This is a genomic window from Inquilinus sp. Marseille-Q2685, from assembly GCF_916619195.1.
Taxonomy (GTDB): domain Bacteria; phylum Pseudomonadota; class Alphaproteobacteria; order DSM-16000; family Inquilinaceae; genus Inquilinus.
In genome coordinates this window covers 668593-681803 of record NZ_CAKAKL010000001.1, presented here as the reverse complement: position 1 = coordinate 681803, position 13211 = coordinate 668593, and the positions used below count along the sequence as shown (strand labels likewise).

Sequence of the window (13211 nt, the reverse complement as noted above, 5' to 3'; positions counted from 1 at the left end):
CTCGGCCTCTTCGATCGCGGTTGCCGCGTCACCAGCTGGTCAGCGTGCCGTCCTCGAGCCGCGCCACCGGCAGATAGGCCGGCTCGTAGGGGAAGCGGGCGGCGAGATCCTCGTCGATGTCGACGCCGTGGCCGGGCGCCTCGCCGGGATGCATGTATCCGTCCTGGAACGACCAGGCGTGCGGGAACACCTCCAGCGCCGGCTCGGGATAGCCCATGTATTCCTGGACGCCGAAATTCGGCACCCACAGGTCGAAATGCAGCGCCGCGCCCATGCACACCGGCGACAGGTCCGACGGGCCGTGGCAGCCGGTGCGCACATGGTGCAGGGCGGCGAAATCGGCGATCCGGCGCAGATGGGTGATGCCGCCGGCATGGGTCAGCGTGGTGCGGATGTAGTCGATCAGCTGCTCCTCGATCAGCAGCTTGCAATCCCAGATGCTGTTCAGCACCTCGCCGACCGCTATCGGGGTGGTGGTGTGCTGCCGGATCAGCCGGAAGCCTTCCTGGTTCTCCGCCGGGGTCGGGTCCTCCAGCCAGAACAGGGCGTAGGGCTCGACCGCCTTGCCCAGCCGCGCCGCCTCGATCGGCGTCAGCCGGTGGTGGATGTCGTGCAGCAGATGGGTGTCGAAGCCGAAGGTCGCACGCACCGCCTCGAACAGCTCGGGCACGAAGTTCAGGTACTTCTCGGTCGACCAGGGCTGCTCCTCGGGCCAGCCCTTGGTCGCCGGCTCATAGGCGTCGCCGCCCTTGCTGACGCCGTAGACCGAGGCCATGCCGGGCACGCCGCACTGCACGCGGATCGCCTTGTAGCCCTTCTCCTGATAGGCGGCGAAGCGGTCCAGCGCCTCCGGAATGTCGCGGCCGGTGGCGTGGCTGTAGACCATCACGCCCTCGCGCGAGGCGCCGCCCAGCAGCTGGTACAGCGGCAGCCCGGCGACCTTCGCCTTGATGTCCCACAGCGCCATGTCGACGGCGGCGATCGCGCTCATCGTCACCGGGCCGCGGCGCCAATAGGCGCCCTTGTACAGGTACTGCCAGATGTCCTCGATGCGGTGCGGGTCGCGCCCGACCAGGAGAGGGCAGACATGGTCGCGGAGATAGCTGGCCACCGCCAGCTCGCGCCCGTTTAGCGTGGCGTCGCCGATGCCGTGGACGCCCTCGTCCGTGACCAGCTTCAGCGTGACGAAGTTGCGCCCGGGGCAGGTGACGATGACATCGGCGCGGACGATCTTCATGGCGCGTTCTCTCCCGGTGGCTTGCCCATCGCCGCGTTCTCGCAGCGGGAAGCGATGCGATCCATAGCGCAACTTGAATCACCATACAAGTATGGCGAACATCCTCTGGCGGGTCGGCTGATCCCCTGTATGCTGGGGGCACAACGAACCGGAACGGGAGGAACGATGGCCGGACGACGAAGGGCGCAGGAGGCCGAGACCCTGCCGCGAAGCATCCCGCTCAGCGGCGAGGGGCCGATCGGCCGGCAGGTCTATGAGGGGCTGCGCCAGGCGATCATCACCGGCCTGCTGCCGCCCGGCACGGCGCTGTCCGAGAAGGACGGGTCGGAGATGTTCGGCGTGTCGCGCCAGCCGGTGCGCGAGGCCTTCATCAAGCTGGTCGAGGCCGGGCTGCTGCAGGTGCTGCCGCAGCGGGGCACCCGGGTGCGCAAGATCTCGAGGCGGCAGGTCGAACAGGGCCGCTTCATCCGCGAGGCGGTGGAGGCCGCGGTGGTCCGGCTTGCCGCCGAGAGCATCGACGACCGCGCCCTGCGGCGGCTGGAGGGCAACCTGGAAGCCCAGCGCGATGCCGCCCGGCGGCACGACCATGCCGGCTTCCTGGCGCTGGACGAAGGCTTCCACCGCCTGATCATCGAGGCGATCGACTGCCTGCCGGCCTGGAGCACGATCGAGCACATGAAGGCGCAGATGGACCGGGTGCGCTATCTCAGCCTGCCCGACGTCTCGCCGCTGGAGATGCTGATTTCGCAGCATGAGGAGATCGTGGCCGGGCTGCGGGCGCACGACCCCGACGCCGCCGAGGCGGCGATGCGCCGGCACCTGCGCGAGATCCTGTCGTCGCTCGGCCCGATCGCGCAGCGGCGGCCGGAGCTGTTCGAGCTGGATGGCTGAAGGAGGCCGGAGATGATCGTCCGAATCTGGCGCGGCTATGCCGCCTCGTCCAACCCGTCGGCCTATCCCGAGCATTTCCGCGGCGCGGTGCTGCCGGCGCTGCGCGGCATCGCCGGCTTCCGGGGCGCCTCGCTGCTGCGCCGGGACCGGCCGGACGAGATCGAGTTCATGGTGCTGACGCGCTGGGAGTCGTTGGACGCGATCCGCGCCTTCGCCGGCGACGATCCGGAGCAGGCGGTGGTCGAGCCGGCCGCCGTCGCGGCGCTGACCCGGTTCGATGGCAGGGTCCACCACTACACGGTTGTCGAGGAGGGGCCGGGTCCCGGATGATCCCGGCCTTCCGAAGTGACAGGAGTGCGCGGTGAGCGACCAACAGACCCTCGCCCTGATGCGGATCGTGGCCGAGGCCCTGGCCCGGGCCGGCGGCCGCCTGGCCCTGGCCCAGTTGGCCGAGCGCCGGGACCTCGCGGTCGAGGCCAAGGGGCCGCAGGATTTCGTCACCGCGGTCGACAAGGCGGTCGAGACCCTGATCCGCGGCCGGCTGCGCGAGATCTTCCCCGACCACGCCGTGCTGGGGGAGGAGTTCGGGCTGGACCGGCAGGGCGCCCGCATCGTCTGGGGGCTGGACCCGATCGACGGCACCGCGAACTTCATGCGCGGTCGGCCGATCTGGTGCGTCTCGATCGGTGCCACCGTCGACGGCAAGCCGGCGCTGGGCGTGATCTACGACCCGGTGCATGACGAGCTGTACAGCGCCGTGGCGGGGCAGGGGGCCACCCGCAACGGCACGCCGATCGCGGTCAACGCCGCCGCCCGGCCGGAGGCGGCGGTGATCGGTGTCGGCTATGCGCCGGGCCGGAAGGTCGACGCGCATGTCCGCCAGATCGACCACCTCCTGTCGCACGGCGCGGAGTACCGGCGGATCGGCTCCTCGGCCCTGCTGCTGGCCTATACGGCCGACGGCCGGGTCGACGGCTTCTCCGCCGCCCCCATCAACGCCTGGGACGTGCTGGCCGGGCTGGTGCTGGTGCGCGAGGCGGGCGGCGTCACCGACGATTTCATCGAGAGCGGGGCGCAGAGCGGCCCGGTCACCGCCGTGGCGCCGGGCGTCGCGGACCTGGCGCGCCAGCTCCGGGCGCTGGTTTGAGCACCTCGCCCAGGTTGTAGCGCGGCGGCGGGGCCCCCGCCGCCAGCCAGTCCGCGATCTCGGGCATCGTCGCGAAGGTCCGGCCGGCGCCGGCCGCCCTCAGGCGCTGCCCCAGCTCGGGGTCGGCATGGCCGCCGCCGGTGAAGCCGACCACCTTCATGCCGGCCCGGCGGGCGGCGGTGACGCCGTGGATTGAATCCTCGATCACCAGGCAGTCCGCCGGGTCGGCGCCCATCTGCGAGGCGGCGTAGAGGAAGACGTCCGGCGCCGGCTTGCCGCGCGCCACCTGGCTGGCCGAGAACACATGCGGGTCGAGCCGCGGCAGCAGCCCGGCGATCTCCAGGTTGCGGCGCAGGTTCGGCAGGCCGGTGGAGGAGGCGACGCAGGCCGGGTGGCCCAGGCCTGCGGCGGCCGCGACCGCCTCGGCGGCGCCGGGAATGGCGCGCAGCTCGGTGACGAAGCGCCGGGCGCTCTCCGCCCGGATCTCCTCGATCATCCGCTCCTCGACGGTGAAGCCCAGCTCCGCCGCCAGCGTGCTCCAAGCCACGTGGTGCGGCGTGCCGCAGAACCGCCGGGCGATCTCGCTCGGCGCCACCGCGTGGCCCAGCCGGGCCAGCGCCTCGGAATCGATGGCGCAGAAGATCACTTCCGAATCGATCAGCACGCCGTCGCAGTCGAAGATCACCAGCATGGCAGGCCCGGGCAGAAGAAGGCGGCGGGAAAGGCGGGGCGACAACACCATGCCGCTGCGCTATGTGCAAGGCAGACGGCGGGGGACGGAGGCGATCATGGCGCCCAGGCGCATCCACATCACCGGCGCATCCGGATCCGGCACCACGACGTTGGGCCTGGCGCTGGCCGCCGGGACCGGTGCGCTGCACCTGGACACCGACGATGTCTACTGGCTGCCGACCGATCCGCCGTTCCAGGAGAAGCGGCCGGTTCCCGAGCGGCTGGCCCTGCTGGAGCAGGCGTTCGCCCGGGCCGATCGCTGGGTGCTGACCGGCTCGCTGATCAGCTGGGGCGACCCGCTGATCCCGCGATTCGACCTGGTGGTCTTCCTCGCCATTCCGCCGGCGCTGCGGATGGCGCGGCTGCGGGCCCGCGAGGTCGAGCGCTACGGCGCCGCGGCGCTGGCCCCCGGCGGGAAGATGCACGCGATCCACCACGCCTTCCTCGACTGGGCGGAGGCCTACGATGTCGGCACCCGGGTCGGCCGCAACCGCGAGGCGCACGAGGCCTGGCTGGCCCGGCTGCCCTGCCCGGTGCTGCGCATCGAGGGCGACACCACGGTCGAGGAGCGGGTGCGGCGGGTGCTGTCGTTCCGGGTCCTCGAGGGCCGGGCGTGGCAGGGGTGAGCGTCCGGGATAGACTGTGCGAGACGAAGAAGGGATGCACGACCATGACCGAAGCTGACGCGTTCCGCCTGGACGGGGAGGTGGCCCTGGTCACCGGGGCCAGCCGCGGCATCGGCGCCGCGGCGGCGCGGGCGCTGGCGGCCCGGGGGGCGGCGGTGGCGCTGACCGCCCGCTCGGCCGGGGAGATCGATGGCCTCGCCCGCGAGCTGCGCGACGCCGGCGGCCGGGCCGTCGCCATCGCCGGCGACATCGGCGACGTCGCCTGGGCCGGCACGCTGGTGCGGCAGGCGGCCGAGGCGCTGGGCGCCCCGACCATCCTGGTCAACAACGCCGGCATGGTCGGGCCGATCGGGCGGCTGCTCGACTGCGATCCCGCCGACTGGGCCCGCAACGTCACGGTCAACCTGCTCGGCGCCTACGCCGTGCTGCGCGCGGTGCTGCCCGGCCTGGTGGCGCGCGGCGGCGGCACCGTGGTCAATGTCAGCTCCGGCGCCGCCGAGAACGCCTATGAGGGCTGGAGCGCGTATTGCGCCGGCAAGGCCGGGCTGGCGATGCTGGCCCGGTCGCTGCACCTGGAATATGGCGGCCAGGGCATCCGCGCCTTCGGCTTCCGCCCGGGCACCGTCGACACCCGTATGCAGGGCGAGATCCGCGCCTCCGGCATCAACCCGGTCAGCCAAATGCCGCGCGAGGCGCATGCCCCGCCGGAGCATCCGGCCCGGGTCATCGCCTGGCTGTGCGGGCCCGAGGCGCAGGACCTGGTCGGCCGGGAGCTCACCATCCGCGACCCGGAGCTGCGCCGCCGGGTCGGTTTGCCATCGGGGGGGCTGCCGTCATGAGCGCTGCGAAGGAGACAGGCTTCGCCCTCGACCCGCGGATCGCCGCTTCGACCCTGGAATGGCGCGACTGGTCGCTGTCGCAGCTGCGGCTGATGAACGACCGCCGCTTCCCCTGGCTGCTTCTGGTGCCGCGCCGGGCCAAGGCGGTCGAGTGGCACACCCTGGCGCCGGAGGACCAGGTGGCGCTGCATCAGGAGACGATGCTGGCCGCCTGCGCCCTGGCCGCGGTGTTCCCGGCGATGAAGATCAACATCGGCGCGCTCGGCAACGTCGTGCCGCAGCTGCATGTCCATGTCCTGGCACGGCAGCCGGGCGATGCCGCCTGGCCCGGGCCGGTCTGGGGCGCCGGCGCCGCCGAGCCCTACGGCCCCGGCGAGGCCGAGGCGCTTCTCGCCCGGCTGGCGGCCGTCCTCGACGAGGCGACGTGAGCCATGCGCGGCGGCGACCTTGCATTTCGCCGCCGGTTTGGCTATACGGCCCCCTCGTTTGTGCGGAGCCCCCGGCCATGAAGACCGAAATTCACCCCGACTACCATGAGATCACCGTCGTCATGACCGACGGGACCGAGTTCAAGACTCGCAGCACCTATGGCAAGGCGGGCGATACCCTCCGTCTCGACATCGACCCGAAGTCGCACCCGGCCTGGACCGGCGTGCAGAAGCTGGTGGACCGCGGCGGCCAGGTCGCCAAGTTCAACAAGCGCTTCGAGGCGTTCGGCCTGAAGAAGTCCTGATCGCGCGGCGCCCGGACGGGCGCCTGCCGATACCGGTCCGCGAGCCGGCCCCCGCGAGGGAGGCCGGCTTTTCGCATTTGAGCTGCAGGACGGACGGGCGCGGATTGTCTCTTGTTGTCATTGCCGGGCTTGACCCGGCAATCCAGGGGTCACCCGGAGCGGCATCGGCATCTCTGGATGCCCGGGTCAAGCCCCGGGCATGACAAAAAGGGGGGGCGACCTACGATTCACGCCCCGTTACCGTCTGAGCTTCTTCCGGTCCAGGAACGCCTCGTTGACGCAGTTGCGCAGGGCGCCGCTGCGCAGATAGGCGACCGTGGTCTCGGCCGACAGGCGGCGGGCGTCGGCCTGGCTCTCCGGGCTCGACCAGGCGGCGTGCGGGGTCAGGATCAGCCGGCCGCGCAGCCACTCCGGCTGCTCGCGATAGGCGGCCAGCAGCGCCGGCAGCGGCTCGGGCGGCGGCTCCTCCGGCAGCACGTCCAGCGCGGCGCCGGCGATCCGCCCCGCCTGCAGCGCGCCGTGCAGCGCGTCGAGGTCGACGATGGCGCCGCGGGCGGTGTTGATCAGCACCGCATGCGGCCGCATCACCGAGAAGGCGGCGTCGCCGAACAGCCGGTGCGTCTCCGGCGTCAGCGGCGCGTGGATCGACACGATGTCGCTGGCGGCCAGCAGGTCGGACAGGATCTCGACCCGGGTGATGCCCAGCGCGATCTCCTGCCCCCGCGGGATGTAGGGGTCGTAGGCCAGGATCTCCAGCCCGAAGGCCCTGGCCCGCATCGCCATGGCGGTGCCGATCCGGCCCAGCCCGACGATGCCGAGGCGGGTGCCTCGGATCCGCCGGGTCAGGCGCCCGGCCTCCAGCGTGTAGCGGCCGGCCGGGTCGGCCTGCAGCGCCTGGTCGTAGGCCGGGATGCCGCGCAGCAGGGCCAGCATCAGGCCGATCGCATGGTCGGCCACCTCGCTGGTGCCGTAATCCGGCGTGTTCGCCACCGGGATGCCGGCGGCCCCCGCGGCGGCCAGGTCGATATGGTCGAAGCCGACCCCGGCGCGGACGATGATCCGGCAGCGCGGCATCTTGTCGATTACCGACTGGTCGACCTTGAGCTCGTGCCAGGTCAGAAGCGCGTCGGCGCGGGCATAGACCTCGTCCGGGATCTTCTTCCGGTCGCGCTCGCGCCGGATCACGAACTCGACATCGGCGCCGCCGACCTGCCGTTCGATCACGGCGTCGTCAGCATATTGCGCGTCGGGCGTCAGGATGGTGAAGCGGGGCGCCATCGGGACCGGCCGGTCAGTGGTCGGCGCGGTGCAGGATCGTGCCGGCCAGCCCGGTGTCATAGGCCAGGCCGTCGGCGGTGACGATGGCGGCGCCGGGGAAGCCGGAGCGGATCAGCCCCTTGCGCTCGAGCGCCGCGAACACCGCGACGTTGTGCAGCCCGGTCATGTCCCGGCCCATCACCACCGCGTCGCCGACATGATAGTGGTCGCCATGCGGCGGCGGGAAGCTGGAGACCAGCACCGTGCCGTCCTCCTGCTGCGTGGCGAAGCGGGGCGTCTGCGCCATCTGCTGCAGCACGGTCAGGGTCTTCAGCTGCAGCGGGTTGAGGCCGAGCGGATTCTTCTTGGCGGGCATCGGAAGGTCGTCGGTTGTGAAGCGGGCGGGCCGTCGCGGCCCGTCACGGAACGGTAGCAGTGCCCGCCGCCCGCCGCCACCGTCCTGCCGTCGGATGTCAGATCCCGCCCGGCGCGATGCCTTCCCGCATCAGCAGGCGGCGCAGCGGCGCCACCCGCTTCACCGCCTGCAGCGCCAAAGCGCGCAGGGCGAGGGCAGGGGCGGCGTCGGTCAGCAGCGACCGGTTCAGCAGGTCGACCCCGGCGCTGCGGCTGGCGACGTCGCCGCGCCGCCGGGCCTCGTAGCGCGCCATCATCGCCGCGGCGCCCGGATCCGTGCCGCCGCGGACGGAAGCGGCCGCGACCTCGGCGACGGCACCGGCGTCGCGGAAGCCGAGGTTCAGGCCCTGGGCCCCGATCGGCGGCAGGGCATGCGCCGCCTCGCCGACCAGCGCCACCCGCGGCAGCGCCAGGCGCCGCGCCGCCAGGCCGGACAGCGGGAACACCTGGCGCGGCCCGTCCAGCGTCACCGCACCCAGGATCGGTTCGGCCCGCCGCCCGATCGCCCGGGCCAGGGCCGCGTCGTCCAGCGCCGCCAGCGCCGCGGCCTCGGCCGGGCGGGTCACCCAGACCAGGCTGGACCGCCGCTCGCCCAGCGGCACCAGGGTGAAGGGGCCGGCGGCGGTGTGGATCTCGGTGGAGACGTCGTCATGGCCGCGGGCGTGGCGCAGCGTCGTCACCAGCGCCGCCTGGTCGTAGCCCCAGCGCCGCACCCCGATGCCGGCCGCCGTCCGGACCGCGGAATGGCGGCCGTCGGCCCCGACCGCCAGCCGGCCGCGAACCGTCTCGCCGGCGCCGGTCCGCACTGTCACGCCGCCCTGGCCGATCCGGATCTCCGCGGCCGTGTCCGCCACCCGGCGCAGGCCCGGCGCCGCGGCGACGGCCTCGGCCAGGGCGGCGACCAGGTCCCGGTTGGCGACGTTGTGCCCGAAGGCCTCCAACCCGATCTCGGCGGCGCGGAACACCACCTCCGGCCCGCGGATCCGCCGCCCGCCGTCGTCGATCAGCCGGATCGCCCGCATCGGCGCCGCCACGGGCCGCAGGGCCGGCCAGATCCCGGCCCGCTCCAGGATCGCGACCGATCCGGCCAGGAGGCCGGTGGTGCGGTGGTCCTCCGGCGCCGGCGGGGCGACCAGCACGGTGTCGACGCCGCCCTGCGCCAGCAGCAGCGCCGCCAGCAGCCCGGCCGGGCCGCCGCCGACAACGATCGCGTCGGCTTCGTGTGTCCTGGACGTGCGAGTCATGCGCATTACATAGCAGGCGGCGGGCGCCTGTGCTGCTGCGGCATTGCCGCCGTGCTGGCCATCGCCGCCCCCATGGGCTAAAACCCGGGCCTCCCACGACCGGTTTGCGAACGGAGCGGCTTCCGATGGCCTCCTACCAGTACGTCTTCGTGATGAAGGACATGACCAAGGCCTATCCGGGCGGCAAGGTCGTGCTGGAGAAGATCTGGCTGTCCTTCCTGCCCGGCGCGAAGATCGGCGTGCTGGGCCCGAACGGCTCCGGCAAGTCGACCCTGATGAAGATCATGGCCGGCATCGACAAGGAGTTCACCGGCGAGGCCTGGGTGGCGCAGGGCGCCACCGTCGGCTACCTGCCGCAGGAGCCGGAGCTCGACCCGGCCAAGACCGTGGCCGAGAACGTCATGGAAGGCTTGGCGCCGATCAAGGCGATGGTCGACCGCTTCAACGCCGTCAGCGAGGCGATGGGCGAGCCCGACGCCGATTTCGACGCGCTGATCGCCGAGCAGGCCGAGCTGCAGGAGAAGATCGACGCCGCCGACGCCTGGGACCTCGACCGCACCGTCGAGATCGCCATGGACGCGCTGCGCTGCCCGCCGGGGGACAGCCCGGTGACCCATCTCTCGGGCGGCGAGCGGCGCCGCGTGGCCCTGGCCAAGCTGCTGCTGGCCAAGCCGGACCTGCTGCTGCTCGACGAGCCCACCAACCATCTCGACGCCGAATCCGTGGCCTGGCTGGAGCGGCATCTGGAGGACTATGCCGGCACCGTGGTGATGGTCACCCACGACCGCTACTTCCTCGACAACGTCACCGGCTGGATCCTCGAGCTCGACCGCGGCCGCGGCATCCCCTACGAGGGCAACTACTCGGCCTATCTCGACGCCAAGGAGAAGCGCCTGGCCCAGGAGGCCAAGGAGGAGTCGAGCCGGCAGAAGACGCTGGCCAGCGAGCTGGAGTGGATCCGGCAGGGCGCCCGCGGCCGCCAGGCCAAGCAGAAGGCCCGCATCCACGCCTATGAGGAGCTGCTAGCGCAGAGCCGCGAGCAGGCCCCGGGCCAAGCCCAGATCCTGATCCCGACGCCGGAGCGGCTGGGCGACAACGTGATCGACGCCCAGGGCCTGTCCAAGGGCTTCGGCGACCGGCTGCTGATCGACAACCTCAGCTTCCGCCTGCCGCGCGGCGGCATCGTCGGCGTGATCGGGCCGAACGGCGCCGGCAAGTCGACCCTGTTCAAGATGATCACCGGGCAGGAGACGCCGGACGGCGGCGCGCTGAAGGTCGGCGAGACGGTCAAGCTCGGCTATGTCGACCAGAGCCGCGACGACCTCTCCCCGAACAAGACGGTGTGGGAGGAGATCTCCGGCGGCCTCGACGAGATCGACCTCGGCAAGCGCAAGATGCCCAGCCGCGCCTATGTCGGCGCCTTCAACTTCAAGGGCGGCGACCAGCAGAAGAAGGTCGGCCAGCTCTCGGGCGGCGAGCGCAACCGCGTCCACCTGGCAAAGATGCTGAAGTCCGGCGCCAACGTCCTGTTGCTCGACGAGCCGACCAACGACCTCGACGTCGAGACGCTGCGGGCGCTGGAAGAGGCGCTGCTGACCTTCCCGGGCTGCGCCATCGTGATCAGCCACGACCGCTTCTTCCTCGACCGGCTGGCCACCCACATGCTGGCCTTCGAGGGCGACAGCCAGGTGGTGTGGTTCGAGGGCAACTACGAGGATTACGAGAAGGACCGCCACCGCCGCCTGGGCACCGAGGCGGACCAGCCGCACCGTATCAAGTACAAGCCGCTGACGCGCTGAGGCGGACGGCATCCGCAGGTCGGGTTCGCGGCACGCGAACCCGACACCCTGTTGCTGCCGCCCCGGGTCGCTTCGCTGTGCCCGCGATGACGATTCCGTCGCTGCCGCTGTCCGCGGCGTCGGGCAGACATCGGAAAAAATCCCCGACAGTTCCGCAGGTCACACCGGATCGCGGACCGTCCTGTCAGAACGAAGCCTGCGGGGCCAATCGCGGCGCATCCGCACCAGCTCGTCACAGCCACTCGGAAGGGGAGGGGACCGGTGCTCATCGACAGGACAGCGAACCGCCACGGCGACATGTCGTCCGACGCTTCTTTCCCGACGGTCGTCGCGGGGGCGCCGGCCGGATCTCAGGCGGCGCCGGGCGGAGGGGAAACCCCGCCGATCATCCCGGCCGAGGATGAGCCTGCGCCGGCGGCCGTGTCACCGGTGTTCCATCCGGCTTCGGGCACGCTCACGGTCATCGGCGACGCTCTCGACAACGCCGTGGTCATCGGCCGCGACGCCCGCGGGTTCATTCTCGTCAACGACGCGATCGTCCCCGCGGGCGGCGTGAAGGGCGCCGTTCCGACGGTCTTCAACACCAAATCGATCTCGCTGTTCGGGCTCGGCGGCAACGACATCCTCTCGCTGGACGAGACGAATGGCCCGCTGCCGGCCGCGCAGCTCCTCGGCGGCCTGGGCAATGATGTCCTGATCGGCGGTTCCGGCGCGGACTCGCTGTTCGGCCAGGACGGCAACGACACGTTGCAAGGGGGAAGCGGCGGCGACCAGCTTTTCGGCGGCGCCGGCAACGACCTTGTCATCGGCGGGCGTGATGCCGACCGGATTGCCCTCGGCGACGGAAACGACACGGCCCGATGGATGCCGGGGGACGGCTCGGACCGCATCGAGGGCGAGGCGGGCTTCGACACGCTCGCATTCGACACCTCGGGCGCCGACGAGGCCATCGCCGTCTCGGCCGACGGCCCGCGGGCGGTGCTGACCCGCGATGTCGGCGGCATCGCGATGGACGTGAACGGTCTCGAGCGGATCGACGTGCAGCCGGTGGGCGGTGCCGACAGGATCGCCGTCGGCGACCTGACCGGAACCGGCGTCCAGGAGGTGAGGATCGACCTCGAGGGCGTTGACAACGGCGGCGTCGGCGACGGCAAGGTCGACAGCATCACCCTCGACGGCACCGGCCTCGGCGACGTCGTCAGCGTGCTCGGCCATCCTTCCGGCCTCTTCATCCTCGGCCTGCCGAGCTTCGTGACCGTGCAGCGTGCCGACGCCACCGACACGATCGCGATCAACGCCGGGGCCGGCAACGACCGCATCGAGGCGGGCTCGATCGCGGCCGGTGCCGGCACCTTCGCGTTCGATGGCGGCGACGGCAACGATGTCGTCTTCGGCACCCGGGGCCACGACGTGCTGCTGGGCGGTGCCGGCAACGACTTCATCGACGGCGGGCGAGGCAGCGACGTCGCCCTGCTCGGCGCCGGCGACGACACGTTCGTCTGGGAACCGGGCGACGGCAACGATTTCGTCGAAGGCGGCGCCGGCTTCGACGGGGTGCGCCTCTCCGGCAACTCGGCCAACGAGGTGTTCGCGGTTTCGGCCCTCGGCGGCCAGGTCGGGATCTCGCGCGACGTCGACGGCGCCAGGCTGGACACCGACGATGCCGAACTGATCAGCCTCCTGTCTTTCGGCGGCTCGGACAGGTTCGAGATCCATGACCTCAGCGGGACCGGCGTCCAGGCCGTCGAGATCAGCCTGTTCGATTTCGCGGTCCCCGGCGGCGCCAGCGACGTGGTCGTCATCGACGGCACCGCCGGCGACGACACCATCAGGATCGTCGAAGATGCCGGCGTGATCACGGTGTTGGGCCTGGCCGCGACGATCCGGATCACCGGGACGGATGCGGCGGGCGACCGGCTCGAGATCCGCGGGCTCGGCGGCAACGATTCCATCGATGCATCCGACGTTGGGACTCTGGAGATCCGGGTCCTGGCCGATGGCGGCGCCGGCAACGATACGATCCTCGGCGGTGCGGGCGACGACGTGCTGTCGGGGGGAGACGGCGCCGACGTGGGGTTCGCCGGCTCCGGCGACAATGTCGCCTTCGGCGGCGGTGGCGACGACGTCCTCCGTGGCGAAGAGGGCGACGATGTCCTCGACGGCGGCGCAGGGAGCGACATCCTGATCGGCAATGCCGGTACCGACGTGCTGCTCAACGGCGAAGTCGTGTTCGACCAGGGCAGGGCCTCGCCGTCCGAGTTCCTGCTTTAGCCGGCACGAAGCCGCGCGACG

At 71.7% G+C, this 13211-nt stretch carries 14 protein-coding genes; 9 read left to right on the top strand and 5 right to left on the bottom strand.

The features are described 5' to 3' along the window. Nucleotides 1-28 precede the first annotated feature (28 nt). On the bottom strand, nt 29-1237 hold the full coding sequence (gene manD, locus LG391_RS03280) for a D-mannonate dehydratase ManD (RefSeq protein ID WP_225766347.1): 1209 nt from the start codon (nt 1235-1237) through the stop codon (nt 29-31). A 165-nt stretch (nt 1238-1402) separates the two neighbouring features. Here manD and LG391_RS03275 point away from each other — a divergent pair, with 165 nt between their 5' ends. From LG391_RS03275 to LG391_RS03265, 3 genes are read left to right on the top strand one after another with little or no spacing between them, the layout of a single operon-like run. Next, complete coding sequence (locus LG391_RS03275; RefSeq protein ID WP_225766345.1) at nt 1403-2128, top strand: GntR family transcriptional regulator; 726 nt, start codon at nt 1403-1405, stop codon at nt 2126-2128. Nucleotides 2129-2140: 12 nt separating this feature from the next. Beyond that, nucleotides 2141-2458, top strand: a complete 318-nt coding sequence (locus LG391_RS03270; protein ID WP_225766343.1) for an antibiotic biosynthesis monooxygenase — start codon at nt 2141-2143, stop codon at nt 2456-2458. A 31-nt stretch (nt 2459-2489) separates the two neighbouring features. Continuing rightward, complete coding sequence (locus LG391_RS03265) at nt 2490-3275, top strand: inositol monophosphatase (RefSeq protein WP_225766341.1); 786 nt, start codon at nt 2490-2492, stop codon at nt 3273-3275. On the opposite strand, the gene LG391_RS03260 is transcribed toward LG391_RS03265, so the two are convergent. Then, nucleotides 3217-3966, bottom strand: coding sequence for an HAD family phosphatase (locus tag LG391_RS03260; RefSeq protein WP_225766338.1), 750 nt, complete (start codon nt 3964-3966; stop codon nt 3217-3219). The two genes, LG391_RS03265 and LG391_RS03260, sit on opposite strands and share 59 nt — an antisense overlap. A gap of 97 nt (nt 3967-4063) precedes the next feature. Here LG391_RS03260 and LG391_RS03255 point away from each other — a divergent pair, with 97 nt between their 5' ends. The 4 genes from LG391_RS03255 to rpmE all read left to right on the top strand — a co-directional run bounded on the left by LG391_RS03255 (nt 4064) and on the right by rpmE (nt 6205). Beyond that, a complete protein-coding gene (locus tag LG391_RS03255) occupies nt 4064-4633 on the top strand; it encodes a hypothetical protein (protein ID WP_225766326.1) in 570 nt (189 codons plus the stop codon). A gap of 44 nt (nt 4634-4677) precedes the next feature. Beyond that, a complete protein-coding gene (locus LG391_RS03250) occupies nt 4678-5472 on the top strand; it encodes an SDR family NAD(P)-dependent oxidoreductase (protein ID WP_225766324.1) in 795 nt (264 codons plus the stop codon). Further along, nucleotides 5469-5900 carry an HIT domain-containing protein gene (locus tag LG391_RS03245; protein WP_225766321.1) on the top strand — a complete coding sequence of 144 codons (432 nt, stop codon included), beginning with the start codon at nt 5469-5471 and terminating at the stop codon, nt 5898-5900. Before LG391_RS03250 ends, LG391_RS03245 begins: the two co-directional genes overlap by 4 nt. Before the next feature lie 77 nt (nt 5901-5977). After that, nucleotides 5978-6205, top strand: coding sequence for a 50S ribosomal protein L31 (rpmE, locus tag LG391_RS03240; protein WP_225766319.1), 228 nt, complete (start codon nt 5978-5980; stop codon nt 6203-6205). Nucleotides 6206-6442: 237 nt separating this feature from the next. On the opposite strand, the gene LG391_RS03235 is transcribed toward rpmE, so the two are convergent. The 3 genes from LG391_RS03235 to LG391_RS03225 all read right to left on the bottom strand — a co-directional run bounded on the left by LG391_RS03235 (nt 6443) and on the right by LG391_RS03225 (nt 9120). Beyond that, the gene (locus LG391_RS03235; protein ID WP_225766306.1) at nt 6443-7483 is read right to left on the bottom strand and encodes a C-terminal binding protein; all 1041 of its coding nucleotides are present in this window, start codon (nt 7481-7483) and stop codon (nt 6443-6445) included. A 13-nt stretch (nt 7484-7496) separates the two neighbouring features. Beyond that, on the bottom strand, nt 7497-7838 hold the full coding sequence (locus LG391_RS03230) for a hypothetical protein (RefSeq protein WP_225766304.1): 342 nt from the start codon (nt 7836-7838) through the stop codon (nt 7497-7499). 97 nt (nt 7839-7935) lie between these two features. Further along, nucleotides 7936-9120 carry a UbiH/UbiF family hydroxylase gene (locus tag LG391_RS03225; RefSeq protein ID WP_225766302.1) on the bottom strand — a complete coding sequence of 395 codons (1185 nt, stop codon included), beginning with the start codon at nt 9118-9120 and terminating at the stop codon, nt 7936-7938. A 125-nt stretch (nt 9121-9245) separates the two neighbouring features. Between LG391_RS03225 and ettA the strand changes: the two genes are divergently transcribed. Continuing rightward, nucleotides 9246-10919 (top strand): energy-dependent translational throttle protein EttA, encoded by a 1674-nt coding sequence (gene ettA, locus LG391_RS03220; RefSeq protein ID WP_225766299.1) that lies wholly within the window; start codon nt 9246-9248, stop codon nt 10917-10919. A gap of 261 nt (nt 10920-11180) precedes the next feature. Next, entirely contained in the window at nt 11181-13190 is a 2010-nt protein-coding gene (locus LG391_RS03215) for a calcium-binding protein (protein ID WP_225766296.1), read from the top strand. Nucleotides 13191-13211 lie beyond the last annotated feature (21 nt).

Coding starts and splice junctions, on each gene's coding strand:
- manD (WP_225766347.1), bottom strand. CDS start 1,237: ATGAAGATCGTCCGCGCCGATGTCATCGTCACCTGCCCCGGGCGCAAC.
- LG391_RS03275 (WP_225766345.1), top strand. CDS start 1,403: ATGGCCGGACGACGAAGGGCGCAGGAGGCCGAGACCCTGCCGCGAAGC.
- LG391_RS03270 (WP_225766343.1), top strand. CDS start 2,141: ATGATCGTCCGAATCTGGCGCGGCTATGCCGCCTCGTCCAACCCGTCG.
- LG391_RS03260 (WP_225766338.1), bottom strand. CDS start 3,966: ATGCTGGTGATCTTCGACTGCGACGGCGTGCTGATCGATTCGGAAGTG.
- LG391_RS03255 (WP_225766326.1), top strand. CDS start 4,064: ATGGCGCCCAGGCGCATCCACATCACCGGCGCATCCGGATCCGGCACC.
- LG391_RS03250 (WP_225766324.1), top strand. CDS start 4,678: ATGACCGAAGCTGACGCGTTCCGCCTGGACGGGGAGGTGGCCCTGGTC.
- LG391_RS03245 (WP_225766321.1), top strand. CDS start 5,469: ATGAGCGCTGCGAAGGAGACAGGCTTCGCCCTCGACCCGCGGATCGCC.
- rpmE (WP_225766319.1), top strand. CDS start 5,978: ATGAAGACCGAAATTCACCCCGACTACCATGAGATCACCGTCGTCATG.
- LG391_RS03235 (WP_225766306.1), bottom strand. CDS start 7,483: ATGGCGCCCCGCTTCACCATCCTGACGCCCGACGCGCAATATGCTGAC.
- LG391_RS03230 (WP_225766304.1), bottom strand. CDS start 7,838: ATGCCCGCCAAGAAGAATCCGCTCGGCCTCAACCCGCTGCAGCTGAAG.
- LG391_RS03225 (WP_225766302.1), bottom strand. CDS start 9,120: ATGACTCGCACGTCCAGGACACACGAAGCCGACGCGATCGTTGTCGGC.
- ettA (WP_225766299.1), top strand. CDS start 9,246: ATGGCCTCCTACCAGTACGTCTTCGTGATGAAGGACATGACCAAGGCC.